Here is a 26,277-nt window from a genome sequence, read left to right as displayed (position 1 = left end):
CCGCGTCGACCCGGGTCAGGGCACGTCGGCCTGGATCAGCCGCGACCGGCCCTCGACCTGCAGCGCCCCGTCCGAGGCCGGCACGAAGGCCGCCTCGCCACGCTGGAGCGTGAGCGTCGCGCCGGAGGCACCCCGGACGGTCGCGGCGCCGTCGAGGCACAGCAGGACGCGGGGCCCGCGGCCGGGCAGCGGGTGCAGGCCGTCGTCCTCGACGGTCGTGATCGACAGCTCGAAGTCGTCGACGGGCGCGTAGTAGACGCGGGTGGCGCCGTGGAACCGCTCGGGGGCGATCCGGATCGGCGGCGCGGCCACGTAGTCGACGTTGCGCAGCAGCTCGGCGACGTCCACGTGCTTGGGGGTGAGCCCGGCGCGCAGCACGTTGTCCGACGACGCCATGATCTCCACGCCGACCCCGCTGAGGTACGCGTGCACCCCGCCCGCGGGGACGAACAGCGCCTCGCCCGGGTGCAGGGTCACGGGGTTCAGCAGCAGCGACGTGACGATGCCCGGGTCGCCGGGGTACGCCTCGGCGAGGCGGACCACGGTGCGGTCGGCGCGCGGTGACGGCGACCCGTGCGCGAGCCGCGCCGCGCACGCCGCCACGACCTCCTCCACCGCCTCCGGGCCGGGCCGGGTGCCGGGCTGGAGCAGGCAGGTGAACGCGGCCTCGATGCCGCGCGCGTCCGGTTGGGCCGCGAGCTCGTCGTGCAGCTCCTTGGCCAGGGGTGCGTCGAGGCCCGCCAGGAGCTCCGCCGCCCGGCGCGGGGCGCGGAACCCGCTGACCGCCTCGAACCGCGTCAGCGCGTACACGAGCTCCGGCTTGTGGTTGCGGTCGCGGTAGGAGCGGTGCGGCGCGTCGAGCGGCACGCCGGCGGCCTCCTCGCGGTCGAACCCCTCGCGCGCGGCCTCGATGTTCGGGTGCACCTGCAGGGACAGCGGGCGGTCGGCCGCGATGATCTTCAGCAGGTAGGGCAGCGTGGGGCCGAACCGGGCGACGACGTCGTCCCCGAGCAGGCGCCGGGAGTCCTCGGCGATCGCCGCCGCGAGCGTGCCGGAGGGGGCCGCGTGGTCGTGGCCGGCCGGGTCCGGCACGATCCGGGAGGGCCCGGCGTGGTGGGCGCCGAACCACGCCTCGGCGACGGGTCCGCCGGTCGCCGGCGTGCCCAGCAGGTCGGGGATCGCGGACGGCGACCCCCAGGCGTAGTGCAGCTCGGCACTCGAGATCCGGATCATCACGCTCCCCTCGGCTTGGAATGGGGACAGATTGGCACATATCGGACACGGTCCGGGGCCCTGTCACCCGTCCGGCCCGCAGGTTCACCCACGATTCCACACCCCGGGTGGCGATCCCGGCCCGGCTGTGGCAGGCGCGACGCGTGTCGCGCGGGACGCGCGCGGCCGCGAGATGGTCCCCTAGGCGCACCGAGACACACGAATGGGGGCGCTCGCATGGCGCAACACTGGGGCAGGGCCGGCACGGTCCTGGCACTCACGGGCGGGCTGGTCGCCCCGATGGCGGTCGTCGCGACCGCCGACACCACCACCACCGCCACCGCGCCGGAGGTCTCCGTCCAGGAGCTCGACCTCGGGGGCGTCGTCGCCGCCGAGGTGGCCGCCCTGCCCGACGAGGCGCCGCTGCCCGCCGAGGAGCTCGACTCGACCGAGTCCGTCCTGCCCGACGCGCAGGTGACCGGTGCGTCCGCGGACGCCGGCGCCGTGTTCCGGACCGCGGCCGTCACGACCGACGTCGCCGCCGACGCCGACGACGCCGCCGCGCCAGGCGCGACCGCAGCGCCCGCCGAGCCCACCGAGCCCACCGAGCCCGCAGCCCCCGCGCAGCCCGACGCGACCACCGACCCCGAGCCCGCACCGAGCGCGCCCGCGGCCGGGCCGACCGCCGGCCCGACCGCCGGGCCGACCGCGGAGCCCACCGCCGAGCCGACGCCGGAGGCCACCGAGGCCCCCGCCCCGGACGTGCTGACCCGCGAGCTGGACACCGACCCCTTCTCCGTCCTGGGCATCACCTGGGACGCCGACCCCGGGCTCGAGGGCGTCGTCGTCCGGTACCGCTACCGGACGGCCGGCGAGTGGACCGACTGGGAGGCGGCCGGCGCCTCCGACATCGCCCCCGACGGGAACAGCCGGACCGACGCGACCGGCACCCGCGGCGCCACCGACCCGATCGTGGCGGTCGACGCCGACGGCCTGCAGATCTGGGCCGAGGCCGACGCCGGGACCGTCCGCGGCCTCAAGGCCGTGCTGATCGACCCGGGCGAGGACCCCGCGCCCGTGGTGGCCGACGTGGTGCCGTCCGCGAGCGCGTCCGGCACGGCCGACATCACCTCCGCGGTGTACCGCACGTCGTCCGCCGCCGGGGTGCGGACCGCGGCGTCGCACCCCGCGCCCGCGATCATCTCGCGCGCGGCGTGGGGGGCGGACGAGTCGCTGCGCAGCTGCCAGTCCGACGTCTCGACGCAGATGGTCTCCGCCGCGGTGCACCACACGGCGTCGTCGAACAGCTACAGCGCGGCGGACGTGCCCGGGCTGCTGCGCGGCTTCTACTCGTACCACACCCGCCCCGAGGCGTCCGGCGGCCGCGGCTGGTGCGACATCGGCTACAACATGCTGGTCGACAAGTTCGGCCGGGTGTTCGAGGGACGTGCCGGCTCGATCGACCAGACCATCGTGGGCGTGCACACCGGCGGCTTCAACAGCCGCACCTTCGGGGTCTCCGCGATCGGCGAGTACGGCAGCGCCGCGGCGCCGGCCGCGATGCTCGAGGCCATCTCCCAGACGATCGCGTGGAAGTTCTCCCAGCTGCGCGTGCGCGGCAACGCCCTGGTCTCGATGGTCTCCGGCGGTGGCGCCACCAAGTACCCCGCGGGGACGGTGGTGACCTTCCCGACCATCTACGGGCACCGCGACGCGAACCTCACCTCGTGCCCGGGGCAGAACCTCTACAACGCCCTCGGCGACATCCGCGGGCGTGTGGCCCAGCTGATCGACGGCGGCGTGTCCACGTCCCCGTTCGGCAGCTGGGACGGCACGTCCGTGAGCGGCACCACCCTCACCGTGCGGGGCTGGGTCCACGACCCCGAGAGCCGTGCCTCGATCCAGGCCGTCGTCTCGGTGAACGGCCAGCGCACGACGATCGCCGCGAACCAGTCCCGGCCCGACGTGGCCGCCGCGTACCCGTCGGCGGGGTCGAACCACGGGTTCCAGGCCGCGGTGCCGCTCAACGCGTCCCGCAACGTCGTCTGCCTGTGGGCGACGAACGTCGGCGTCGGCGGGTACGACACCACGCTGGGCTGCCGGGTCGTCAACGTCGCGACGACGCCCGCGCGCGGGCAGTTCGAGGCAGCGAGCGGCAAGAACGGCCAGATCTCGGTCACCGGGTGGGCCGTCGACCGGGACACCACCTCGCCCGTCGGGATCATGGTGCACGTCGACGGTCGCGGCTACTGGACCACCACGCAGGTCCCGCGCCCCGACGTGCAGCGTGCCGTCACCGGAGCCGGACCGAATCAGGGCTACCAGCTGACGGTGCCGGCGGCGAGCGGCTCGGCCCACCAGGTGTGCGTCAGCGCCGTCGACGTGCCGACCGGCAACGCCGTCGCCCTGGGATGCCGCACCGTCGGTGTGGATGCTGCCGCCCCGCGCGGCAACTTCGAGGCGGCGTCGGGTTCCGGGGGGCGGCTCACCGTCACCGGCTGGGCCCACGACAGCGACACCACGGCGCCCGTCGGGGTCGCCGTCTACGTCAACGGCCGCGGCTACTGGACGACCACCAGCCTCGCCCGACCCGACGTGCAGCGCGCCGTCTCCGGCGCGGGACCCGCGCAGGGCTTCGCCCTGACGGTGCCGGCAACCAGCGGGGCGGTCAACGAGGTGTGCATCGTGGCGGTGAACACTCCTGCGGGACCCAACACCGCGCTGGGCTGCCGGCGGGTGCCGGTCGACGCCACGCCGCCGGTCGGCAACTTCGAGGCGGCGACCGGTGGCGCGGGCACGGTGTCCGTCGTCGGGTGGGCGCACGACGCCGACACCACGGCCCCGGTCGGGATCTCGGTCTACGTCGACGGTCGCGGCTACTGGACGACCACGCAGCTGAGCCGCCCCGACGTCGCGCGCGCCGTCCCCGGTGCCGGACCGAACCGCGGGTTCGCCCTCACGGTCGCCGCGGCCGCGGGCCCGCACACGGTCTGCGTCGTGCCGAGCAACGCGCCGGCCGGACCCGCCGCCTCGCTCGGGTGCCGCACCGTCACGACCAGGTGACACGCCCGCACCCTGCGCGTCCATTTCCGGCGGATGCGCAGGGTGCGGCACACTGGCCCCCATGCGCGGAATCATCCTGGCCGGCGGCTCGGGCACCCGACTGCACCCGATCACCCTCGGCGTCAGCAAGCAGCTGGTCCCCGTCTACGACAAGCCGATGATCTACTACCCGCTGTCGACGCTGATCCTGGCGGGTATCCAGGACATCCTCATCATCACCACCCCGCACGACGCCGACCAGTTCCGGCGCCTGCTCGGCGACGGCTCGCAGTTCGGCGTCTCGATCCAGTACACGGTGCAGGCGGAGCCCAACGGGCTCGCGCAGGCGTTCGTGCTCGGCGCGGACTTCGTCGGCAACGAGTCCGCCTCGCTCGTGCTGGGTGACAACATCTTCTACGGCCCCGGCCTGGGCTCGACGCTGACCCGGTTCGACGGCATCGACGGCGGCGCCGTCTTCGCGTACCGCGTCGCGGACCCGACGAGCTACGGCGTCGTGGAGTTCGACGACGAGGGGCGCGCGCTCTCCCTGGAGGAGAAGCCCGCGAAGCCGCGGTCGTCCTACGCGGTCCCGGGGATCTACTTCTACGACAACGACGTCGTCGCGATCGCGAAGGACCTCAAGCCGTCGGCCCGGGGCGAGTACGAGATCACCGACGTGAACCGCGAGTACCTGTCCCAGGGCCGCCTGCAGGTCGAGGTCCTCCCCCGCGGCACGGCGTGGCTCGACACCGGCACCTTCGACTCGCTGATCGAGGCGTCCGACTACGTCAGGACCATCGAGCACCGCCAGGGCCTGAAGATCGGGGCACCCGAGGAGGTCGCGTGGCGACGCGGGTTCCTCAGCGACGACGAGCTGCGCGAGCGCGGCGAGGCCCTGGTGAAGTCGGGCTACGGCGCGTACCTGCTCGGTCTGCTCGAGAACCGCGACTGAGCCGCGCGCACCCCCGTCACGACGAGGCCCGCACCCCATCGGGTGCGGGCCTCGTCGTGACCGGCCCCCGGCAGGGCCGTGCTCACGGCACCCGGCTCCAGCAGGTCCACGGCCCCGACGCGAAACCCGGCTGCCACGTGCTGAACAGCTCGCCGGTGAACTCGTCCGACCACACCACGCACGCCACGTCGACATCCAGCGCGTCCAGCGCGAGCTCCGCGTCCTCGAGGTGGTCCGTCGTCCTCAGCTCCGTGCTGCCGTCGGCGATCTGCTGCAGCAGGAGCCGGTTCTCGACGTCGGCACCGGGCACGCCCTCGAGCGAGCGCACGTAGTCGAGGCGCGTGCCGACGGGGCGCAGCTCGGACGTGAGCACCCCGGTCATCATCGCCACCCAGTTCGCCGCGAGGTAGCGGCCCTCGGGCTGCTCCTGGACGATCCACCGCGCCGCGGCCAGGTCGGCCTGGTCGCGGACCTTCCACGTGCCGGGGCGCCCGACGTGCGCCAGGTTGGACGCCGCCCACAGGGGTTGCCCGACGACCAGGACCACCGCGAGCGCGCCCGCGCTCAACGGCACCACGGGGAACCACCCTCGGCGGGCGGGGAGACTGGCGAGCAGACCGATCAGGGCCGGCACCGGTACCAGCCAGGCGAGCCGGTAGGCGATGGCGTCCCCGCCCATCAGCGCGGTGAGGACCGGGTAGAGCGGCGGCAGGGAGCACAGCAACCCGGCCAGCACGACCACCGCGAGCCCGCGTTGGCTCCCTGGCTCGACGACCCCGGCCCAGGCCGGCCGGAGCACCCCCACGAGCACCACCAGCGCCGCCACCACGACCACGGCGCCCACCCAGCCGTCATCCAGCACGCGCGTCCACAGCCACGTCGTCGACCGGCCCGCCTCGTTGCCCGAGCCGCTGGGCGAGAGCACCGTGACCACCCCGGCGACGACGGGCACGAGCACCGTCGCCGCCCCGAGGACGAGCACGTCGCGTACCCGTCGCCGGACCAGCATGGGCACCAGCCCGATGACCGCGATCAACGGCACGAGGAACACGGCGGTCGACGACGCTCCCACCGCCGCCGCGCCCGTCGTCGCGAGCAGCAGCGGCGTCGTCCGGGTCAGGGTGCGGTCGTCACGACGGGACCGGGCGGCCGCGGCGAACAGCACCGCGTAGAGGTAGGGCACCAGCACGGAGACCAGGAGCGCCTTGCCCTGCCAGATCCGGGCCAGGTGGAAGTTCCCGAAGCTCGCGTGCGTGTACCCGCCCATCACGACGACGACGAGCGCGAGCGCGAGCGACGCCAGGGGGCGACGGGCACCCCAGACGCGCAGGAGCCGCCAGACCGCCCAGACCGCCGCGAAGGTCGCCAGCGGAACGAGGTACCGGTAGACGACGTCACCCGCCGACACGCCGGTGACGTGCGCGACGGCGCCGAGCAGCGTCTCGACCGACGAGATGTTCGGGCTCTGGCCGAAGGTCGCCGGCCACGCGCCGTCGTCGCTGAAGATCATGTCGCCCGTGGCCAGGGCACCGTGGTCGGCCACCCAGGTCGACCGCACGACGAAGGCGGCGTCGTCCCACTCGGGCCGGGCAATCACCGACGACAGCACCGCCGTCGCCGCGCCGAGCACCAGCGCGCCGACGGTCGACCACGGTCCGGGCTCCACCGCATCGGCGAACCAGGGCCCCCGCGACCGTGCGACGGCGAGTCCCACCACCGCGAGCGCCCACACCACGACCCCGAGGACGAGCGGCACTCCCAGGAGCAGCACACCGTAGACGGCGGTCCAGAGGCCGAGCGCGGCCACGGCGACGTCGAGCGTGCCGTCCGTCGCCGTGCCGACCCGTCGCACCACGGCGGCGCTGCGCGTGGTCCGGTCGGTCACCTCGGCCCGCCGGCGACGTCGGCCTCGACGGCAGGGCGACCCGTGGGTCCTGTCCCGCCGCCGTCGCCACCCTCCGGCGCGGCGCGCGTCGTCTCGTCCGCCCGTGCCAGGTCCCGGGCGAGCCGCGAGGCGAGCACGGCCCCTCCCCCGCAGATCAGGACGGCGAGGACGAGGAGCGTCGCCTGCCCGAGGGGCGGCGTCCAGAAGTCCGGGTCGCGGGCGGCGACGAACGGCCACGCGGCGCCGGCCGTGTACCGCCGGAGGTTCGCGACCACCGAGAGCAGCTGGACCACCGCCCAGGACCAGACCAGCATGCCGGCGAGCCGGTGCCCGAGCCGACCACCCAGCTCGTCGCGGTGCTCGGCGAGCACGTAGCCGGCCAGCAAGGGCAGCCCGACCGCGATCGGCAGGACGTAGCGGCCCTGCCACGGCAGACCGAGCTCCGTCGCCTGCGGCACCTGGAGGACGACCGGGAGCGCGATCACGAGCACCAGGAGGACGCCGATCACCGCGCGGTCCCGCCTGCTCCCGACCGCCAGCGCGAGCACGACCGGGGTGAGCGCGACCAGCACCGCCAGCATGTAGCCCCACAGCGGGATCCCGGTGTCGTGCGAGCCGAACTGCCCGAGCATGTTCGCGAGGTACTGGTCGCTGCGGCCCAGGACCCGCTCCGCCGCGACACCCGGGGTCAGCTCCGGGTAGGGCGCCTCGCTCGGGCGCCCGATCGCACCGGCCAGGCGGATCCAGACGACAGCGGCGACCGACGCGGCGACACCGAGGGCGAGGCCGGGCCACGCCCGCCGGTCCACGAGCACCGACCGGGTCCGCGACCACGGGACGGTCGCGATCACCACGAGCACGATGATCGCCAGGTAGAGCGGCGACACCGACTTGGCGTTGACGAGCAGCGCGACCAGGACTCCCGCCCTCAGCATCTGCCGGCGCAGGAGGTCCGGTCGCGGGTCGCGCAGGATCGCCAGCAACGTCGCCCACAGCCCGAGACCCGCGGTGATCTCCAGGGAGCTCGGGTTCACCACCGAGAGCATGAACACGACCATCGGGGTCGTGGCACCGAACACCGCCAGCACGGGCCAGGTCCGGGCCCGGGTCTCGACCGCGGAACGCACGCCCATCGCGAGCGTCGTCGCGCAGAGCAGGACGCTCATCAGCCGCACGAGGTGCAGGGCGACGGGAGTCGGCGGCAGGTGGGTCGGCAAGCCGACGAGCACGTAGTACAGCGGGTTGTACCGTCCCGCCGAGGTGAGGACGGCGGTCGGCTCCGCGGACGTCTCTCGGAGGGCATCGGAGCATGCAGCGGACCGCTCGGGACGGAAGGCGAAGCAGTCGTTGACGTCTGCGACGTCGTCGTACACCTGAGGCACCGCGACGACGTAGCGTCCGGGCGCCCACTCCTCACCGAGCAGCTGTCCTCGGGCGACCCCGGCCGCCTTGGCGAGGTGCGCGGCCTCGTCGGGAGCAGCCGACAGCGGCGAGGTCAGCGACCAGACCCCGCCGAGCAGGGCGAACAGCACGAAAGTGAGCCAGAAGGCGGACCGCGGTCCCAGCGCTCGCGGACTGCGGGCTCCGCGGGACCTCACGCGCTCGTGCCCTCGTGCGGCGCGGGGACCTCGTCCGGGTGGGGGGCGGGTGCGACGGGGCCGGCGGTGCCGGGCGGGAGCACGGCCAGCACGCCGAACGCCTCGTCCAGCGCGATCCGGCGGGCGAGCACCGTGTGCAGGGTCTCCATCTCGCGGAACCGCCGGTAGCTCGTGACCATCGAGGCGAAGAACAGCACGATCAACCCGTACAGGATGAGGTCGGTGCCGCGCCCGACCCCCACCACGGCGGCGAGCTCGTTCCACGCGTCGGGCAGCAGCACGGACGCCGCGGCGAGCACCGCGAACCCGATCACGCCGATGCGCCGGAAGGCGAGGCGCCTCGCCCCGCGGCCCGAGCGCACGCTGAGGACGGCGATCACCGCGATCGCGAGCAGGAGGAGGAGCTTGATCAGCACGGGATCACCTGTACAGCTGCTCGGCGACGATGTTCACGGCGTTCCACACGGACTGGCCCTTGCTCCGCGAGTAGTCGGTGTACTCGATGTGCACCGGGTGCTCGACCCACCGCAGCCCGGACCGGCCGACCTGCTCGATGATCTCCGACGCGTGGGCCATCCGGTTCTGCCGGATCTGGATGCCGGCCAGCGCGCGCAGGTTCAGCGCGCGCAGCCCGTTGTGCGTGTCCGTCAGGCGCACGCCGGTCGTCAGGTTCGAGTAGACGACTGCCGTGCGCAGCACCACGCCCTTCACGAGACCGGGCCGCGTCCGTCCGTCCAGGAACCGCGAGCCGAAGACCACGTCCGCCTCGTCGGCGCGGAGCCGCTCGACCATCGCCGCGGCGTCCTCGGTGCGGTGCTGCCCGTCCGAGTCGAACGTCACGACGAACCGGACCCCCGGCAGCCTCCGGGCTGCGTCGAAGCCCGTCTGCAGCGCCGCGCCCTGCCCGAGGTTCACCGGGTGCTGGACGACGAAGGCACCGGCGTCGCGTGCGATCCGCGCCGAGCCGTCGGCGCTGCCGTCGTCGACCGCCACGACACGGGGGAACGTCTCCCGGGCTGCTTCGACGACGTCACCGACCACGGGACCCTCGTTGTACAGGGGCATGACGAGACACACGTCGTCGTTGTCCGCCACGCGCTTCCTGCTCTCCCTGTCGATCCGGTCTGGTCCTCAGCGTAACGGCCACGGAGGCGGCGGAGAGCCGGATGTGGACATCTCCGCGCCGACCGGGTGTGCTCCCGCGCACCGTAGGCTCGATCTCGTGGAGTCCCAGAACCACTACTACGGTCACAGCAGCGCGCTCGCGCGGTACTCCGGGCTGCGCGGTCCCCGCCACCTGCCCGGGCTCGTGCAGCACGGGTGGACAGCGGCGTCGCCGCTCGACACCCACTTCCGCGACTTCCCCGCGATCGGCACCCCCGACGGCCCGCGCCGCCGTGCGCTCTTCGTGTGGTCCCACCGGTCCCGCGCCTGGGACCCGGCCGCCGGCGACCGCCGCAGCGTCGCGATCGGGGCGCCGTGGCACTACCTGTGCGCCGTAGCCGGCCCGCGCCCGCCGGGTTCGGGCACGGTGATCCTGCCGGTGCACGGCATAGCGACGCAGCCCCTCCTCGGCGACCACGCCGCGGTTGCGCGCGCGTGGGCCGGCACGGAGGGTCCGAGCACCGTCTGCCTGTACCACGTCGAGGCGCGCGACCCTCGGGTCGTCGACGCGTACGTCGGCGCCGGTCACCGGGTCGTCACCCTCGGCACCCGGACGGACCCCCGGTTCCTCGGCCGTCTGCACACGCTGCTGACCGGGGCGTCGCGCGTGGTGTCGAACCGGCTGTCCACCCCGGTCGTGTACGCCGCGTCGCTGGGGATCGACGCGACGGTGTCCGGTGACGCCATGCGGCTGGCCGGGGAACGGCCCGATGACGCGGGCTCGCTCGCCGCCCGGTGGCCCGAGTTCTACGACCGGGGGGTGGGGACGGCCGAGCGCACAGCCGTCGCCCGCGCCGAGACGGGCGCAGACGACCTCCTGCAGCCGGCGGACCTGCGCCGGCTTCTCGGGTGGGACCGACGGCACGCCGGACCATGGCTGGACCACTGGCTCGGCGCGCCGCTGTCGCGCGCGACGACCCAGCTCCGGCGGCGGTCGGGGGCCCCGGCGGCCGACGCACCCGCGGGGGACGCGCCGACCCTGTCGTTCGCGCAGTGGTTCGCCGCGGCGACCGAGTACCTCCCCCGGCCGCTCGGGTCGGCACCCGGCGCCCCGGGTGCTCCGCTCGACGTCGCGGCGGCCCGCGAGTCCCTCTGACACCGAGGCGGGTCCGGTCGACGGGCTACGTCGCCGGAGCTCGGCCGACCCGGAGGGCCTCGCGACGCACCAGGTGCACCGTCTCGACCGCGGCGAAGGGCCTGAGCCCCTGGCGGGCCCATGCCCGCTGCACCCGGACGTTCTGCACCTGCGTCGAGATCACCAGCCGTCCGAGGCCACGCGCGGCCGCACGGGCCTCGACGGCAGCCAGCAGATCGCCGTACAGTCCCCGCCCCTGCGCTACCGGCACGAGCCCGGCCAGGAGCACCTCCACGTGGTCGTCCGCGTGCTCGACCGTCGCGACGCCGACAGGGACGCCCTCGAGCAGCTGCACGAGAACGTCGTCCGGGTCCTGGCGCAGGGACTGCGTGGCCCACTCCTCATAACCCGCCAACGCCGCCGCGGCGTCGAGCAGCGGGTCGGCCGTGTAGTGGTTGCCGTAGGCCGCGAACGAGCTCCGCACCACGTCGCGCACCACCGACTCCGCGACGGCGGGGTCGAGTGCACCCGAGGGGACCACCTCCGTGGACCCCGACGCCCGCCCGGCCCGGACCGGCGTCTCCCAGTAGGTGAGCGCACCGGCAGGGAGCACCGCCCGCGAGGTCGCGGCGAGCACGGCGGGCACCTCCTGCCGGCCGACGTCGTACCGCACGACGAGGACGTCAGCCGCCGACGCCTCGACGAGCGCGCGCAGCTCGCCCGCGCGCAGCTCCCCCGGGCCGATGGTGAGGCGGTGGACCTCCACCCCGAACCGGGCGGACTCGGCTGGTGAGGGCACGCAGACCACGCCCGCAGCCGCCAGCGCGTCCCACGACATCTCAGACCGCCACGGGGCGGAACTGCCGCACCGTGTCGAGGACACGCTCGACGGCCGCATCGGCCATGCCCGCCCACAGCGGGAGGCGCACGAGTCTGGCCGAGAAGTCGTCGGTGGCCGGGCACGGCGCCGGGGTCCGGCCGAACCGCTCGCCCGCGATGCTGGAGTGCAGGGGGATGTAGTGGAACGTCGCGCCCACTCCGGCCGCTCGGAGGTGGTCCAGCAAGGCGTCCCGCAGCGGCCCGGTCGGAGCGAGCAGCCAGAAGACGTGCGCGGGGTGCTCCGCCTCGGGAGGCGGGCTCATCAGGGACGTCCCGGTGAGGTCGGCCCACTCGGCCAGCCCCGTCGCGTACGCGTCCCAGATCGCGTGCCGTCGCGCCTGGATGTCGTCGAACGCCTCGAGCTGCGCAGTGAGCACCGCCGCAGATAGCTCGCTCGGGAGGTAGCTGGAGCCACGGTCGATCCAGGAGTACTTGTCGACCTCGCCACGAAGGAACCTCGACCGGTCGGTGCCCTTCTCGCGCAGCACCTCGGCGCGCGAGAGCAGGGACGTGTCGTTGACCAGCAGTGCGCCGCCCTCGCCGCACTGCACGTTCTTCGTCGCGTGGAAGCTCTGGGCCGCGAGCACGCCGAACGCGCCGCACGCCCGCCCGCCCCAGCGCGCGCCCAGCCCGTGCGCGTTGTCCTCCACGACCGCGACATCTGCGGCGGACGCGATCGCCAGCACCCGGTCCATGTCCGGGGCGACGCCGCCGTAGTGCACGACCGAGACGGCGCGGGTGCGCGGGGTCACGGCCGCCTCGAACGCGTCGACGTCCAGGCTGCCCGTCGCGAGATCGATGTCCACGAACACCGGCGTCGCGCCGGTCATGATGACCGAGGCCGCCGTCGTGGAGAACGTGAAGCTCGGGACGATCACCTCGTCACCCGGCTCGAGATCGAGCAACCAGCTCGCGAGCTCCAGCGCGTGCGTGCCCGACCCGGTCAGCAGCGCGTGCGGCGCACCGGTGATCGCCTCGAGCTGCCGGGAGGCTCGACCGGTGAACGGCCCGTCGCCGTGGGTGTGCCCGGACCCCAGCACCTCGTCGAGGTAGGCCAGCTCGTGGAGCGCGCGGAAGGGCTTCGAGAAGGGGATCGGCGCGTCGGTCATGGTTGACGAGGATAGGCCCATCCCGGGGTCGACTCCCGTAGAGTCGTGCCGTGCCGTCCTCTTGCTCCTGCCGTCCCGTCGGGCGCCCCCGCAGGTGAACAGCGGCATCGGCGCCTTCATACGCCGCGCGCTCGGCAACGAGCAGATCCGTTACCTGCTGGTCGCCGGGACAACGACGCTGGGGTATCTCGGCCTCCTCGCCCTCCTCCTCTCGACCGGGATGCCGTACATGTACGCGATCCTGCTCGCACAGGCGGTGACGATCGGCGTCGCCTTCCCGACGTATCGCCGGCTCATCTTCCGGTCGACGAACCCGTGGCGCCGCGACCTGCCGCGTTTTGTCGGCGTCTGGGGCAGCGGGTTCGTCGCGGGCGTCGTCGCGACGCCCGCTCTCGTCGAGCTGGCGGGGATCCCCCCGCTGCCCGCCCAGGTGGTCGCCGTCGTGGCGGTCGCCGTCCTCTCCTACCTCGGCCACCGCTTCGTCAGCTTCGGAGCAGCACGGTGACGGCGCTCCCCGGGACGTCCGGTGCCGCCGCCGGCATACGGCATCCTGGTGCGATGCACGTCAGCGTCGTGATCCCCTGCTACCGGTCGCAGGACACCATCGGACCAGTCGTCTCCGACCTCCTGTCCCAGCTGGGTACACCCACCACTGCCGGTGCCGTCGAGGACTTCGAGGTCCTGCTGGTGGTGGACGGGAGTCCGGACAGCACCGCGCGTGTTGCGCGCGAGATCGCGCGGGCGCACCCGGACCGCGTCCGCACGATCGAGCTGCGCCGGAACTACGGCCAGCACAACGCACTGCTCGCCGGCATCCGTCGGGCACGCTTCGACACCGTCGTGACCATGGACGACGACCAGCAGCACCGCGCTGACCAGATCGGTGCACTGCTCAGCAGGCTGACCGACGACGTGGACCTGGTGTACGGGGTCGCCGCGGAGGAAGAGCACGGCGTGCTCCGGTCTGCGGCGTCGCGACTGGTCAAGCGGACGCTGGCGCTCGCCGGGGTCCCGCGCGCCGACGATGTCAGCGCGTTCCGCGCGTTCCGGACCTCGCTGCGCGACGCCTTCACGGACCTGCATGACCCGTACAGCTCGCTCGACGTCCTGCTCTCGTGGGCCACGACGTCCATCGACCGGGTGGTCGTCCGCATGGACCAGCGCGAGATCGGCTCGTCGTCGTACACCCTCCGCTCTCTCGTCCGGCACGCCCTGAACATGGTGACCGGCTACAGCAATGTCCCCCTCCGTCTGGTGGCTTGGCTCGGCTGGTTCTGCGCCGGGCTCGGTGTCCTGCTCGGCGCGGTGGTGGTCTGGAAGTTCGCCACCGGTGAGACCACCGTCGCCGGCTTCACCACGATCGCCGCGATGGTCGCCCTCTTCTCCGGGGCGCAGATGCTCTCGCTCGGGGTGATCGGCGAGTACCTGGGTCGGCTGCACACACGCAGCATGGGCAAGCCCACGTACGCCGTGCGCCGCGACAGCGGGCTCGGCGGGGAGCCGGCCCCGGGTCACGAGGCGTGACCGGAACCGCTGCCGTCGGCCGGCGGCAGCTGCGCACCCGGTCGGCACCCGACCACAGCGCTGCGAGCGCTGTAGCGCGGTACCTACCACCGGCGGCGGCCGTCACGGCGGTGGTGCTGGTGCTGCACCGCTACGGCACTCCTGTCCCGGTCTCCCTGATGTACCTGGCGTACCTCGCGCTCGCCGTCGCGCTACCCGGGACGGTCATCTGGCGAGCCGTGCGGGGCCGCACCGTCTCCTTCGTCGAGGACGTCGCCCTCGGCACCGCGATCGGTCTCGCGATCCAGGTGCTGCTGGCGTTCGCGCTCGCGCCACTGCACCTGACGCGCTGGTCCTGGCTCTGGTCCGTGGCGGTCCTCATGGGCTCGCTGCTGTCTCGACGCTGGCGTGCCGCCGCCTGGACCCGGCCCGGTGCACCGACTACCACGCCGGCCTCCGCCTGGGTGCAGGCCCTGGTCGTCGTGGGCGCGACCGTCTGGCTCGCGGGGACCGCTCTCGCGTCCAACCCGGTCGCCTACGCCGACGGGTCCGGACCCTGGAGCCGTGGAGTTCCCGGGTCGGTGTACGTCGACCTGCCCTTCCACCAGGCGATCGCCGCAGGGGTGGACACCCACTACCCTCTGGTCTACCCGTATCTGCTCGATGAACCCCTGCGTTACCACCTGTTCGTCTACGAGCACCTGGCCGGGGCGGCGCATGTCTCGGGGGTCGACCTCACCTGGCTGCTCTACCGGCTGATGCCGGTCGCTCTGGTGTCACTCGGGGTCGTGCTCACCGGGGTGCTGACCCGTCGTCTGAGCGGGAGCGCCTGGTCGGCACCCGCGGCCGCCGCGGTCGTCACCCTCTCGTCTGCCGCGAACGTCTACGGGTGGACCGCCTTCGGCTTCCAGAACCCGGGCTTCCTGCACTTCGCGACGTACCGGAGCCCGACCCAGACGTTCGGGATCGCGCTCTTCCTGGCGATGCTCACCGTGGCAGTCGCACTGCTCCGTGACGGCCGGTTCCGCGGACGCATCCCGCTCCTGGGAGTGTTCACCCTGCTCGCGTGGGGAGCCGGCGGGTCGAAGTCGACGTTCCTGCCGGTCGCCGTGGCAGCCCTCGCCCTCGTCGTCGTCGTCGCGGCGGTCCTGCGCACCGGGGTGGTCCGCCTGAGCGCCGCGCTCCTGGGCATCTGTGCGGCGGGCTTTGCGCTGCTGCTCGTCGTCGTCCTCGGGGGGCAGTCGGGGAGCCTGACCGTCACGCCTTTCGGCACGACCCGCGCGTTCGCCGCTGCCCAGGCGGTCGCCGACCCCACGAGTGCGCGCGACGTCGCGCTGGTCGTCGCCCTGACGCTGGCTGCGTGGCTGTGCTCCAGCGCGGGGCTGCTGCTGCTCCTGCGGCGCGAGATTCTGCGCGACGCCGCGTTCTGGCTGCTGCTAGGAACCGCGGGTGCCGGGATCGGCGCCTGCTTGCTCACGACGGCCAACGGGCTCAGCCAGCTGTACTTCCTCTACGCCGCGTGGCCCGCGCTGGGAGTGCTCAGCGTGTGGGGCCTGGTCGTCGCGATGCGGGACTGGCCGCGCCGCGTCCGGGCTCTCGTCCCTGGGGCCCTCCTGGCGGGCGCGATGCTGCTCTGGGCGGTCCGCCGGATCGACGGCCTCGAACGACCGGCGCCGGCGTCCGACCCCGGGTTCCCGTACGTCGCGATGGCGACCCCATGGCTCATGCTGGCGTCGGGAGCCGCACTACTGGCCATCGTCGGCGCCGTCGGCGCGCACGTCGTGCAGCGCAGGCACGGGCTCGGCGTGGCGAACCTCGTCCGGCCCGGCGCGGCCGGACTTGTCGTGCTCAGCCTCGTCCTCACGGGAGGCTCGCTGCTCCAGCGCTCCGGCGAGGTCGTCCGTGCGGCGGTCTCGGTCGTGCGTGACGGTCAGGGCCCTGGGGAGAGCTACCCGATTCCCCATGACGGGGCGCTTGCCGCGCTCGTCGTGCGCGACAGCTCCGGGACCTCCGACGTCATCGCGACCAACGCCCACTGCTACGGACCTCCCGACGCCTGCGACACGCGTCACTTCTGGGTGTCCGCCCTGACCGAGCGACGGGTCCTGGTCGAGGGATGGGCGTACCCGGAGGGATTCCGGCCGGGTCAGACCCGCACGAGTCCGTTCTGGGACACCGAGCGGTACGAGGCGAACGAGGCCGTGTTCGACGACCCGGACGAGGCGTCCGTACAGCTGCTCGCGGACCGGTGGGGCGTGCGATGGCTGCTCGTCGACCGGTCGGTCGGGACGGAGAGCCCCGAGCTCCGGCGGTTCGCGACGCTCGTCCACGAGAGCGACGGCGCGGCGGTCTACCGGATCGACTGACGCCGGCCGAGCCGACGCACGCCGAGCAGGCCGCCGACACCCAGCAGAGCCGCCGCGCCCACCCGGACCAGCGCGCCCGTGCCCGCCGTCGGAAGCAGCGCGCCCGCGACCGTGGCGGCGACCCAGAGCAGCACCGTCGCCAGCATCGACGGCGGGCACCACGGACGATCCGCGACGTGACGCTGCACCATCGTCGTCGCGACGGCGAGCAGCAGGTAGGCGACGAGGTAACCCGCACCGACGCCGACGAGCCCCGCGGCGGCGGTGATCCCGGCGGCCGCAGCCAGCCCCAGCCCGACAGCGATCGGGGTGCTCAGCGCCAACCAGGCAGTCCGCCCTCGCGCGAACACGAGGTGGCCGCTGGCCAGGTAGAGCACCGAGGGCAGCGCCGCAGCGCAGGCGAGGGCGACGGCGGGCACCAGGTCGGCAGGCCGGTACGCGGCCGGAGCGGCGACCGCCACGAGCCACGGCGCCAGCAGCGCGACCCCTCCGGCGAGCACGACGGCCACCAGCGCGATGACCCGGGAGGTCTCGTCCAGCACACGCCCCCGGTCCGCCGGCGCGGCGCGGTAGACGACCGGCGCCCACGCGTTGTTCAGACCGGCCGTGACGACAGTCGCCCCCGCGCCGATCGTCAGCGCGACGTTTGCTCTCCCACCGTCTCCCAGGAGCCGGTCAGCGATCACGACGAGCCCGGCCAGCGCGAGGTACAGCGACACCTGGTGGGGCACGGTCGGCGCTCCGACGCGCAGCGCGTCGACGACACCACGGCGGGTGAGATGCGGTCGCCCCGACCGCAGCACGAGAACCAGACCTGCGGCCCCGGCGAGCAGGTAGCCACCCACCACACCGCTCAGGTAGACGACCGCGGTGCGTTCGGTCGCCGCGACCGCTGCCAGGCCCGCCGCCGGCCCCACCACGCTCGCGCCGATCGCGAGCGCCACGAACGGGCCTGGCCGGTCGGCGCCGCGAAGGTAGGACTGTGAGAGCACCATCCACGCGCCACCCGCGCCCGCGACGAGGGCGAGCAGCAGCTCCGTCGTGAAGGGGCGGCCGAGCAGCGCCGGCGCCCACCACGGTCCGGTCGCCGCGAGGACGGCGGTCACCACGGAGGCGAGGACCGCGCCCGCGATCACGACGCCCCGGGCGCCGGCGGCCCCGTCTGCGTCGAGGATGTACTGCCGGGTGATCGCCGCGCCGAGACCCAGGGCCACGAGGATGAACGCCACCTGGACGACGACGGTCGCGACGGCGACCAGGTCGTACTCGGCGACCGGCACCAGGCGGGTCACGACCGGGATCACGGCGAGCGACGCCAGGGCCGGTCCTGCCGTGGCGATCGTGTACAGCGATCCCCTGCCGAGGACAGCGCGCGTGGCGGAGGCCTGTGCTGGGTCGCCGTCCGGGACCGGCCCCGTCACCGCGGGCTCAGCGGCCCGCGACCGCGCGACGCACCTCGTCGACGACGTGGTCGACCTGCGCGTCGGTGAGGTCGGGGAACAGCGGCAGGGAGATCTCCTGCTCGTAGTACGCCTCGGCGTTCGGGCACATCCCGCGCCGGTACCCGAGGTCCGCGAACACGGGGTGCCAGTACGCGGGGATGTAGTTGACCTGCACGCCGATGCCCGCGGCCCGCAGGCTCTCGAACACCGCGCGCCGCCGGCCGCCGGTCACCCGCAGCGGGTAGAGGTGCCAGGCGGGCTCGGCACCGTCGCGGTGCGCCGGGGTGAGCACGCCGTCGAGGTCGCGCAGGCCCTCGTCGTAGCGGGCGTGGATCTCCGCGCGCCGGGTCCGGAACGCCTCGAGCCGGCGCAGCTGCGACGTCCCCAGGGCGGCGAGCACGTCCGGCAGGCGGTAGTTCAGGCCGAACTCGTGCACCTCCTGGTGCCAGGGACCCTCGTCGGGGAACCGCTGCCGGTCCCGGTCGCGGACGAGGCCGTGGTTCTTGAACCCGCGAGCGCGCCGCTCGAGCTCGGCGTCCGCCGTGACGACCGCCCCGCCCTCCGCGGTCGTGAGGTTCTTGGTCGGGAAGAACGACAGCGTCGTGAGGTCGGCGAACGACCCCACCGGCCGCCCCTGCCACAGGGAGCCGATGGAGTGCGCCGCGTCCTCGAGGAACAGCGCGCCGTGCTCGTGGGCCAGCGCGGCGAACGCGTCGGGGCTCGCGGGCAGGCCCGCGTAGTCGACGGCGGCCACGACGCGGGTGCGGTCCGTGATCGCGGCGCGGGCCGCCTCGACGTCCAGGTTCCCGGTGTCCGGCTCGACGTCCGCGAACACCACGGTGGCGCCGTGCAGCGCGGCGGCCGCCGCGGTCGCCACGAAGGTCAGCGGCGTCGTGACGACCTCGTCACCCGGGCCGACCGCCGCCGCCGCGTACGCGACGTGCAGCGCCGCGGTCCCCGAGGTGACGCTGACGGCGGCGCCCCCGCCGACGTGCGCGGAGATCGCCTGCTCGAACGCGTCGACCGCCGGACCGGTGGTCAGCCAGTCGCTGCGCAGCGCGGCGACGACGGCCTCGACGTCGGCCTCGTCGATGGACTGGCGGCCGTAGGGCAGCACCCCGGGCCCCCTCAGGCGAACCGCGCGACCATGTCGCGCAGCTCGTCCTGGTCAAGCCACAGGTCGTTGGTGTCCGAGCGGTACGTCCACCCGTCCTCGACGGGCACGCCGTCCGCCGGGGTCTCGTAGCCCCAGCCGCCGACGTAGGGCATCACGACGTAGCGGTCGCCCAGGCGCACGGTCCGGCGCGAGTCGTCGGGGGCGATCATCTCCTCGTGGAGCTTCTCCCCCGGGCGGATCCCGATCTCGTGCATCGCCGACCCCGGCGCGACGGCCTGGGCGAGGTCGGTGACCTTCATGCTCGGGATGCGCGGCACGTACAGCTCGCCGCCGGTCATCATCTCGAACGAGTCGAGCACGAACTGCACCGCCTGCGGCAGTGTGATCCAGAACCGCGTCATCCGCAGGTCGGTGATCGGCAGCGACGCGCCCTCCTCGGCGAGCCGGCGGAACACCGGGATCACCGAGCCGCGCGAGCCCATCACGTTGCCGTACCGCACCACGGAGAACCGGGTGTCGTACGCGGCGGCGTAGTGGTTGCCCGACACGAACATCCGGTCCGCGCACAGCTTGGTCGCGCCGTACAGGTTGATCGGGCTGGAGGCCTTGTCGGTCGACAGCGCCACGACCTTCCGCACCCCCGCGTCGATGGCGGCGTCGATGATGTTCTGCGACCCGTTGACGTTGGTCTGCACGTACTCGAACGGGTTGTACTCGGCCGTGTCCACCTGCTTCAGCGCGGCGGCGTGCACCACGTGGTCGACGCCGTGCATCGCGCGGTCGAGCCGCTGGCGGTCGCGGATGTCCCCGATGAACCAGCGCAGGCGGGGGTCGTCGCCGAACTGGCGGCGGACCTCGTACTGCTTGAGCTCGTCCCGGCTGAACACCACGAGGCGCCGCGGGTCGTGGTGGTCGAGCACCTCCCGGATGAACGCCTTGCCGAAGGACCCCGTGCCTCCGGTGATGAGGATCGAGGACCCGGTGAGCAGAGACATGCCGTGGAGCTCCAAGCGGTCGGTGCGGGTGAGCGCGGCCGGGCCGCGCGGCGCGGTGCGCCCGATAGAGCATCATGGCACGGTGCGCTCTGCCTCTCCCGCCGCTCCCGCCCGCGTCGTCGCCGTGGTCCAGGCCCGCACCGGCTCCTCGCGCCTGCCGGGCAAGGTCCTGCTCCCGCTCGCGGGCCGGCCGGTGCTCGGCTGGGTGGTCCGCGCGGCGCAGGCCGCGACCGGCGTCGACGAGGTCGTCGTCGCGACGTCCACCGCCTCCGGCGACGACGTCGTGGCCGACCTGGCGGGCTCGCTCGGCGTCCGGGTCGTGCGCGGGTCCGAGCTGGACGTCCTCAGCCGGTTCGTCGCCGCGCGGGACGTCACGGGAGCGGACGCGGTGGTCCGGCTGACCGCCGACTGCCCCCTGCTCGACCCCGCCCTCGTGGACGCCGTCGTCGGGGCGTGGCGGGCCGACCCCGCCCTCGACTACGTCGCCACCACGCTGGCGCGGACGCTGCCCCGCGGTCTCGACGTCGAGCTCGTCTCCGCCGCCGCCCTCGCGACGGCCGACGCCGTCGCGCGGGACCACCACCGCGTGCACGTCACGTCGGCGCTGTACGCGACCCCCGGGGAGTACCGGACCCTCGGCCTCGTGGTCGCGCCCGACGCGCACGACCTGCGTGTCACGCTCGACACCGCGCAGGACGCGGCGCTGCTCGACGCGGTCGCCACCGCGCTGGGTGACGCCCCGCCGAGCTGGCGCTCCCTGGTCGCGCTGCTGCGGTCCCGCCCCGACCTCGTGGCCCTGAACGCCGACGTGCGGCAGAAGGCGCTCGAGGAGGCCTGATGCGGGTCCTGCTGCGCAGCGACGCGAGCACCGGGTCGGGCGTCGGGCACCTGGTGCGCAACCTCGCCCTGGCGGAGGCCGCTCGCGCGCGGGGCTGGGAGGTCGCGCTGCTCGGCGCGGTCGACGCACCGCTCGGGCGCCGGCTCGTCGACGCGGCGGGCCTGACCGTCCTACCCGCCCGCGACCTGGACCCCGCCACGGTCCGGGCACTCGGTACGGACGTGCTGCACGTGGACCACTACGAGGTGCACGGCGACCTGCGCGGCCACGGGCCCCTCGTGTCCTCGATGGAGGACGGCGTGTTCGGCCGGCGGCCCGCGGACGTCGTCGTGGACTCGACGCTCGGCGCCGAGCACGTCGCGCGGCCCGACGACGGGTCCGGGACGGTCCTGCTCGGCGTCGCGTACGCCCCCCTGCGGGACTCCGTGCGGGCCGCGCGGCGTGCGACGCGTCCGGCGGCGGGCAGGTCCGTCGCGCCCGGCGTCCTGGTGGTGATGGGGGGCACCGACGCGTTCGGGGTCGGGGCGGCGGCCGCACGGGTCGCGGAGCTCGCGGGCGCGGCGGGCGTCCGGGTCGTCGCGACCGGCGCCGCGGCCGACCGGGTGCGCGCGCAGGCGCCCGGTGCCGAGGTGCTCGGCCCCCAGGACGACCTCCCCGCGCTCGCCGCCACCGCGGACGTGGTGCTGAGCGCCGCCGGGACGTCGGTGTGGGAGCTCGCCTGCATCGGCGCACCGACCGCGCTCGTCGCCGTCACGGAGAACCAGCGCACCGGCTACGAGCGAGCGGTCCGGGCCGGTGTCGCGGTCGGGCTCGGCCCGGTCGACGCCGTCCGGTCGCTCGCCAAGGGACCGGTCGCCGTCCTGCGTGACCTGCTCGCCGACCCGGCCCGGCGGGACGCCCTGCGCTCGGCCGGGCGGGCCCTGGTCGACGGTCTCGGCGCCGACCGGGTGCTGGACGCCTGGTGGGCCGGGTCGGGGCGGCCCGTGGTCGTCGCCCGTCCCGCGTCCGTCGCCGACGCCGACGTGCTGCTCCGCTGGCGCAACGACCCGGCGACCCGCGCCTCGTCGCGCGACCAGGACCCGGTGCCGCGTGCGGCGCACCTGCGGTGGCTGGACGGCGTGCTCGCCGCCCCGGACCGGGTGCTGCTCGTCGTCGAGCGCACCGGTGTGCCCGTGGGCACGGTCCGGTTCGACCGCGAGGACGCGTCGCTGTGGGAGGTGTCGATCACGCTGGCTCCCGAGGCGCGCGGACGCGGCCTCGCCGAGCAGGTCCTCGCGGCCGCCGAGGCGACGTGGCGGGCCGCTGCGGGGACTGCGCCGGCGGTGCTCGCGTGCGTCCGGCCGGGGAACACGGCGTCGGCCCGCCTGTTCGAGGCTGCCGGCTACCGGCGCCGGGACCGGTCCGCGCCCGACGGGCTCGACGCGTTCGTCAAACAGGGCCGCTGACCGTCCCGCCGCCGGACGCCAGGACGCCCGCGCCGCAGCACCCGGCGAGCGGCTGCGGCGCGGGACGGACCCGGACGGGACGTGTCAGACGAGGTCCCAGGTGAGGGCGGTCCCCCGGGCCGCGTCCGCCCGGAACGTCCGGCCGAGCACGACGTCCAGGTGCACCGGCTCGAGGCCGCCCGCGGGCCGGATCGACCGCACGTTGTCCTCCGTCACCCGGTCGCCCGCGCGCACGTCGGCGACCACGTACAGCGAGCGCCGCAGCCGACGGCTCTCCGCCTCGCCGGCCGTCGGGTCCAGCCGGACCTCCCCGAGCGCCTGCCAGGCGACCTCGGTCTCGGTCGCCAGCGCGGCGAGCTCGTGCGGCTCCAGGGAGAAGTCCGAGTCCACGCCGCCGTCGTCTCGGGCGAGCGTCACGTGCTTCTCGATGAGGCACGCGCCGAGCGCGACACCGGCCACGGCGGCGCCGATCCCCTTGGTGTGGTCGGACAGGCCCACGACCACGTCGAACGTGTCCCGGATGACGGGGATCGACCGGAGGTTCGACTCCGTGGGCGACGCCGGGTAGGAGGACGTGCACGCCAGGACGACGACCTGGTCGTTGCCCTCGGCGCGGATGGTCCGGACCGCCGTGTCGACGTCGGAGACCGAGGCGGCACCCGTCGAGATCACCACGGGCTTGCCTGTCCGGGCCACCCGGCGCAGCAGCGCGAGGTCGCCGATCTCCAGCGAGGCGATCTTGTAGAGCTCGACGTCGAGGCCCTCGAGCAGGTCGACCGCCGTGCCGTCGAAGGGGCTCGAGAACGGCACCAGGCCGTGCTCGCGCGCCCGCTCGAAGATCGGGGCGTGCCACTCCCAGGGGGTGTGCGCCTCCTCGTAGAGCTGGTAGAGGTTCTTGCCGCCCCACAGCTCGTGCCCCTGCGACACCCGGAACGCCGGACCGTCCGCGTCGATCGTGATCGTGTCGGCCCGGTACGTCTGCAGCTTCAGCGCCTGGGCACCCGACTCCGCCACGGCGTCGACGATCGCGAGCGCCCGCCCGAGGTCCCCGTTGTGGTTGCCGGACATCTCCGCCACGACGAACGGGCGGTGGTGGGCGTCGACGGTGTGCGCCCCGACGTGGATCGAACGGTCCGACATCAGCGGAGCACCTCCGTCGCGGCGGTCGTCCACCGCTGCTGCCAGTCACCGATCGGCTCGACACCCGCCGCGCGGAGCGCGTCGTGACCGAGGACCGAGTACGCCGGGCGGGGCGCCGGTCGCACGAAGCCCGCACTGGTGGTCGGTCGCACGATCTCGGGGTCGAGCCCCGCGGCGGCGACGACCTCGCGCGCGAACCCGAACCACGACGTCAGACCGGACGAGGTCGCGTGGTAGGTCCCCGACGCCGCCCGCGCCTCGACGAGGCGCACCGCGAGGTCCGCGACGTCGACCGTCCAGGTCGGCTGCCCGACCTGGTCCTCGACCACGTCCAGGCCGCCCTTGTCCGCCGCGACCCGCGCGATCGTCTTCGGGAAGCAGCCGCCACCGGCCCCGTAGAGCCACGCCGTGCGCAGGATGAGGTGGTCGGGCGCCTCGGCGCGGACCGCCCACTCGCCGGCGAGCTTCGTGCGGCCGTACGCCGACCGGGGGGCGGCGAACCCGTCCTCCGCGTAGGGGGCCGTGGCGTGGCCGTCGAACACGTAGTCCGTCGACACCTGCACGAGCCGCGCGCCGTGCCGGTCCGCCGCACGGGCCAGCGACTGCGGGCCGACGGCGTTGACGGCGAACGCGTCGCCCTCCCGGGTCTCGGCGTCGTCCACCGCGGTCCACGCGGCGCAGTTCGCCACCACGTCGTACCCGGCGACGGCGTCCAGGACGGCGGCACCGTCCGTGATGTCGAGCTCGTCGCGGTCGAGGGCGACCACGTCGTGCCCGCCCTCCCGCACCCGCGCGACCAGGTCCTGACCCAGCATGCCGCGGGCCCCCGTCACCAACCAGCGCACAACATCCCCATCTCGTCTCGACAGCCGTCCGGCCGCCAGCCTAGTCGGCCCCGGTAGGCTGGTCGCCGCTGCGCGAGCCGCGCGCACCGACCGAAGGAGAACCACCGTGGAGTACCGCGAGCTCGCCGTCCCCGGGGCGTGGGAGATCACCCCGAAGCAGTTCGGCGACCCGCGCGGGGTGTTCCTCGAGTGGTTCAAGTCCGCACCGTTCGGTGACGCGGCGGGGCACGCGTTCGACCTGCAGCAGGCCAACCTCTCCGTCTCCGCGGCCGGGGTGCTCCGCGGGATCCACTTCGCGGACGTCCCCCCGGGCCAGGCGAAGTACGTGACCTGCGCCCGCGGCGCCGTGCTGGACGTCGTCGTGGACATCCGGGTCGGCTCGCCCACCTACGGGCAGTGGGACTCGGTGCTGCTCGACGACGTCGACCGCCGGGCGATCTACCTTCCCGAGGGCCTGGGCCACGCGTTCATGTCGCTCGAGGACGACTCCACCGTGCTGTACCTGTGCTCGTCGGGCTACGCACCGGGCCGCGAGCACGGGATCCACCCGCTCGACCCCACGGTCGGCATCGACTGGCCCACCACGGCACGCGACGGCTCCCCGATCACGCCGCAGCTCTCGGAGAAGGACACCGCCGCTCCCTCGCTCGAGCAGGCCGCCACCGAGGGGCTGCTGCCCCGGTACGCGGACGTCGAGGCCTACCTGGCGTCGCTGCGTGGCTGAACCGACGGGCGTCGTCGCCGTCGTCGTCACCTACCAGCCGGACGTCGAGGCGACGACCGTGCTGCTGCGGGCCCTGGCTCCCCAGGTCGACTCCGTCGTGCTCGTCGACAACGGCAGCGGGGCCGGCGCCGTCGCCGCGCTGCGGGCCGAGGTCGAGCACCTGGGCGGCGAGGTCGTGCCCCTGGGCGCCAACGTCGGGATCGCCCGGGCCCAGAACCTGGGCGTCGAGCGGGCCCGCGGTCTGGGGGCCACGGCCGTGCTGCTCTCCGACCAGGACTCGGTCCCCGAGCACGACATGGTCGCGCGGCTGCGCGACGGCCTGGACCGGGCGCGCGCCGAGCACGGCCGGGTCGCGGCGGTCGGACCGGTGACGGTCGACGAGCGCAACGCGGGGGCCACCCTGCTGTTCTCCGACCACCGCTGGGGGCCCCGGCGCGCCGAGGTGCCCGCACAGGACCGGGCGCTGGTGCCCGCGACCTTCCTCATCGCGTCGGGGTGCCTGGTCGACCTGGCGGTGCTCGACGAGGTCGGCGGGATGAACGAGGCGTGGTTCATCGACCACATCGACCTCGAGTGGGGGCTGCGTGCTCGCCGTGCGGGCTACGGCTCGTACGGCGTCGTGGGCGCGCGTCTCGCCCACTCGCTGGGTGACCGGGTCCAGCGCATCCCCGGACGTGAACGGGACGTGCACATCCACTCCCCCGTCCGGAACTACTACATGGCGCGCAACACGGTGCTCCTCGTCCGCTCCGGCCTGCTGAGCCGGACCTGGCAGGTCGGGTACCTCGCCTGGATCACCAAGTACACGGTGTTCTACGTCCTCACGGTGAACCCGCGCCTCGCGCGCGCCCGGCTGCTGCTGCGCGGCCTGCTCGACGGCGCACGAGGTCGCACGGGTCCCCTCGCGCCGCCGCCCTCCGGGCCGAAGGCGGTGGGCTAGAGTGCC

The 26,277-nt window shown here is 74.2% G+C and carries 22 protein-coding genes; 10 read left to right on the top strand and 12 right to left on the bottom strand.

Going from position 1 to position 26,277, the window contains the following annotated elements:
- Positions 1-15: 15 nt before the first annotated feature.
- On the bottom strand, positions 16-1,233 hold the full coding sequence (gene manA / locus ACFVXN_RS02430; protein ID WP_389226691.1) for a mannose-6-phosphate isomerase, class I: 1,218 nt from the start codon (positions 1,231-1,233) through the stop codon (positions 16-18).
- A gap of 216 nt (positions 1,234-1,449) precedes the next feature.
- On the opposite strand from manA, the gene ACFVXN_RS02425 reads away from it, so the two are divergent.
- Positions 1,450-4,275 (top strand): hypothetical protein, encoded by a 2,826-nt coding sequence (locus ACFVXN_RS02425; RefSeq protein ID WP_389226688.1) that lies wholly within the window; start codon positions 1,450-1,452, stop codon positions 4,273-4,275.
- A gap of 61 nt (positions 4,276-4,336) precedes the next feature.
- Entirely contained in the window at positions 4,337-5,206 is an 870-nt protein-coding gene (gene rfbA, locus ACFVXN_RS02420; protein ID WP_389226685.1) for a glucose-1-phosphate thymidylyltransferase RfbA, read from the top strand.
- Between the two features lie 82 nt (positions 5,207-5,288).
- Here rfbA and ACFVXN_RS02415 read toward each other — a convergent pair whose 3' ends face one another.
- The 4 genes from ACFVXN_RS02415 to ACFVXN_RS02400 all read right to left on the bottom strand — a co-directional run bounded on the left by ACFVXN_RS02415 (position 5,289) and on the right by ACFVXN_RS02400 (position 9,754).
- Positions 5,289-7,091, bottom strand: coding sequence for a DUF6077 domain-containing protein (locus tag ACFVXN_RS02415; RefSeq protein ID WP_389226682.1), 1,803 nt, complete (start codon positions 7,089-7,091; stop codon positions 5,289-5,291).
- Entirely contained in the window at positions 7,088-8,623 is a 1,536-nt protein-coding gene (locus ACFVXN_RS02410; protein ID WP_389226679.1) for a DUF2142 domain-containing protein, read from the bottom strand. The genes ACFVXN_RS02415 and ACFVXN_RS02410 overlap by 4 nt, the downstream gene beginning before the upstream one ends.
- Positions 8,624-8,685: 62 nt before the next feature.
- Entirely contained in the window at positions 8,686-9,105 is a 420-nt protein-coding gene (locus ACFVXN_RS02405; RefSeq protein ID WP_389226676.1) for a DUF2304 domain-containing protein, read from the bottom strand.
- A gap of 4 nt (positions 9,106-9,109) precedes the next feature.
- Positions 9,110-9,754 carry a glycosyltransferase family 2 protein gene (locus tag ACFVXN_RS02400; RefSeq protein ID WP_389227833.1) on the bottom strand — a complete coding sequence of 215 codons (645 nt, stop codon included), beginning with the start codon at positions 9,752-9,754 and terminating at the stop codon, positions 9,110-9,112.
- Positions 9,755-9,911: 157 nt separating this feature from the next.
- On the opposite strand from ACFVXN_RS02400, the gene ACFVXN_RS02395 reads away from it, so the two are divergent.
- Positions 9,912-10,949: a hypothetical protein gene (locus ACFVXN_RS02395; RefSeq protein ID WP_389226673.1), complete on the top strand. Its 1,038-nt coding sequence runs from the start codon at positions 9,912-9,914 to the stop codon at positions 10,947-10,949.
- 25 nt (positions 10,950-10,974) lie between these two features.
- Here ACFVXN_RS02395 and ACFVXN_RS02390 read toward each other — a convergent pair whose 3' ends face one another.
- Complete coding sequence (locus ACFVXN_RS02390; protein WP_389226670.1) at positions 10,975-11,727, bottom strand: GNAT family N-acetyltransferase; 753 nt, start codon at positions 11,725-11,727, stop codon at positions 10,975-10,977.
- A 40-nt stretch (positions 11,728-11,767) separates the two neighbouring features.
- Complete coding sequence (gene rffA, locus ACFVXN_RS02385; protein WP_389226667.1) at positions 11,768-12,916, bottom strand: dTDP-4-amino-4,6-dideoxygalactose transaminase; 1,149 nt, start codon at positions 12,914-12,916, stop codon at positions 11,768-11,770.
- Positions 12,917-13,010: 94 nt separating this feature from the next.
- Between rffA and ACFVXN_RS02380 the strand changes: the two genes are divergently transcribed.
- The 3 genes from ACFVXN_RS02380 to ACFVXN_RS02370 are packed head-to-tail and all read left to right on the top strand — an operon-like array spanning position 13,011 to position 16,785.
- A complete protein-coding gene (locus ACFVXN_RS02380) occupies positions 13,011-13,421 on the top strand; it encodes a GtrA family protein (RefSeq protein WP_389226664.1) in 411 nt (136 codons plus the stop codon).
- 53 nt (positions 13,422-13,474) lie between these two features.
- On the top strand, positions 13,475-14,440 hold the full coding sequence (locus tag ACFVXN_RS02375; RefSeq protein ID WP_389226661.1) for a glycosyltransferase family 2 protein: 966 nt from the start codon (positions 13,475-13,477) through the stop codon (positions 14,438-14,440).
- The gene (locus ACFVXN_RS02370) at positions 14,437-16,785 is read left to right on the top strand and encodes a hypothetical protein (protein WP_389226658.1); all 2,349 of its coding nucleotides are present in this window, start codon (positions 14,437-14,439) and stop codon (positions 16,783-16,785) included. The genes ACFVXN_RS02375 and ACFVXN_RS02370 overlap by 4 nt, the downstream gene beginning before the upstream one ends.
- On the opposite strand, the gene ACFVXN_RS02365 is transcribed toward ACFVXN_RS02370, so the two are convergent.
- From ACFVXN_RS02365 to pseB, 3 genes are read right to left on the bottom strand one after another with little or no spacing between them, the layout of a single operon-like run.
- Positions 16,770-18,206, bottom strand: a complete 1,437-nt coding sequence (locus ACFVXN_RS02365; RefSeq protein ID WP_389226655.1) for a lipopolysaccharide biosynthesis protein — start codon at positions 18,204-18,206, stop codon at positions 16,770-16,772. The genes ACFVXN_RS02370 and ACFVXN_RS02365 overlap by 16 nt on opposite strands.
- Before the next feature lie 7 nt (positions 18,207-18,213).
- Entirely contained in the window at positions 18,214-19,344 is a 1,131-nt protein-coding gene (pseC, locus tag ACFVXN_RS02360) for a UDP-4-amino-4,6-dideoxy-N-acetyl-beta-L-altrosamine transaminase (protein ID WP_389226652.1), read from the bottom strand.
- Positions 19,345-19,355: 11 nt separating this feature from the next.
- Entirely contained in the window at positions 19,356-20,339 is a 984-nt protein-coding gene (gene pseB, locus ACFVXN_RS02355) for a UDP-N-acetylglucosamine 4,6-dehydratase (inverting) (RefSeq protein ID WP_389226649.1), read from the bottom strand.
- 82 nt (positions 20,340-20,421) lie between these two features.
- Here pseB and ACFVXN_RS02350 point away from each other — a divergent pair, with 82 nt between their 5' ends.
- A complete protein-coding gene (locus tag ACFVXN_RS02350; RefSeq protein ID WP_389226646.1) occupies positions 20,422-21,177 on the top strand; it encodes a cytidylyltransferase domain-containing protein in 756 nt (251 codons plus the stop codon).
- Entirely contained in the window at positions 21,177-22,622 is a 1,446-nt protein-coding gene (locus ACFVXN_RS02345; RefSeq protein ID WP_389226643.1) for a GNAT family N-acetyltransferase, read from the top strand. Before ACFVXN_RS02350 ends, ACFVXN_RS02345 begins: the two co-directional genes overlap by 1 nt.
- 84 nt (positions 22,623-22,706) lie before the next feature.
- Here the strand turns inward: ACFVXN_RS02345 and pseI are convergent, their stop codons facing one another.
- Positions 22,707-23,762 carry a pseudaminic acid synthase gene (gene pseI / locus ACFVXN_RS02340; RefSeq protein WP_389226640.1) on the bottom strand — a complete coding sequence of 352 codons (1,056 nt, stop codon included), beginning with the start codon at positions 23,760-23,762 and terminating at the stop codon, positions 22,707-22,709.
- Entirely contained in the window at positions 23,762-24,607 is an 846-nt protein-coding gene (gene rfbD, locus ACFVXN_RS02335; RefSeq protein ID WP_389226637.1) for a dTDP-4-dehydrorhamnose reductase, read from the bottom strand. The genes pseI and rfbD overlap by 1 nt, the downstream gene beginning before the upstream one ends.
- 106 nt (positions 24,608-24,713) lie before the next feature.
- On the opposite strand from rfbD, the gene rfbC reads away from it, so the two are divergent.
- Both rfbC and ACFVXN_RS02325 read left to right on the top strand, forming a co-directional pair.
- Positions 24,714-25,331 carry a dTDP-4-dehydrorhamnose 3,5-epimerase gene (gene rfbC / locus ACFVXN_RS02330; RefSeq protein ID WP_389226634.1) on the top strand — a complete coding sequence of 206 codons (618 nt, stop codon included), beginning with the start codon at positions 24,714-24,716 and terminating at the stop codon, positions 25,329-25,331.
- Positions 25,324-26,271 carry a glycosyltransferase family 2 protein gene (locus ACFVXN_RS02325; RefSeq protein WP_389226631.1) on the top strand — a complete coding sequence of 316 codons (948 nt, stop codon included), beginning with the start codon at positions 25,324-25,326 and terminating at the stop codon, positions 26,269-26,271. The genes rfbC and ACFVXN_RS02325 overlap by 8 nt, the downstream gene beginning before the upstream one ends.
- Positions 26,272-26,277 lie beyond the last annotated feature (6 nt).

It is taken from the genome of Cellulomonas sp. NPDC058312, from assembly GCF_042880135.1.
In the GTDB taxonomy this organism is placed as follows: domain Bacteria; phylum Actinomycetota; class Actinomycetes; order Actinomycetales; family Cellulomonadaceae; genus Cellulomonas.
Note: the sequence above shows the minus strand (reverse complement) of the source record. Positions and strands in the feature narration are given on the sequence as shown.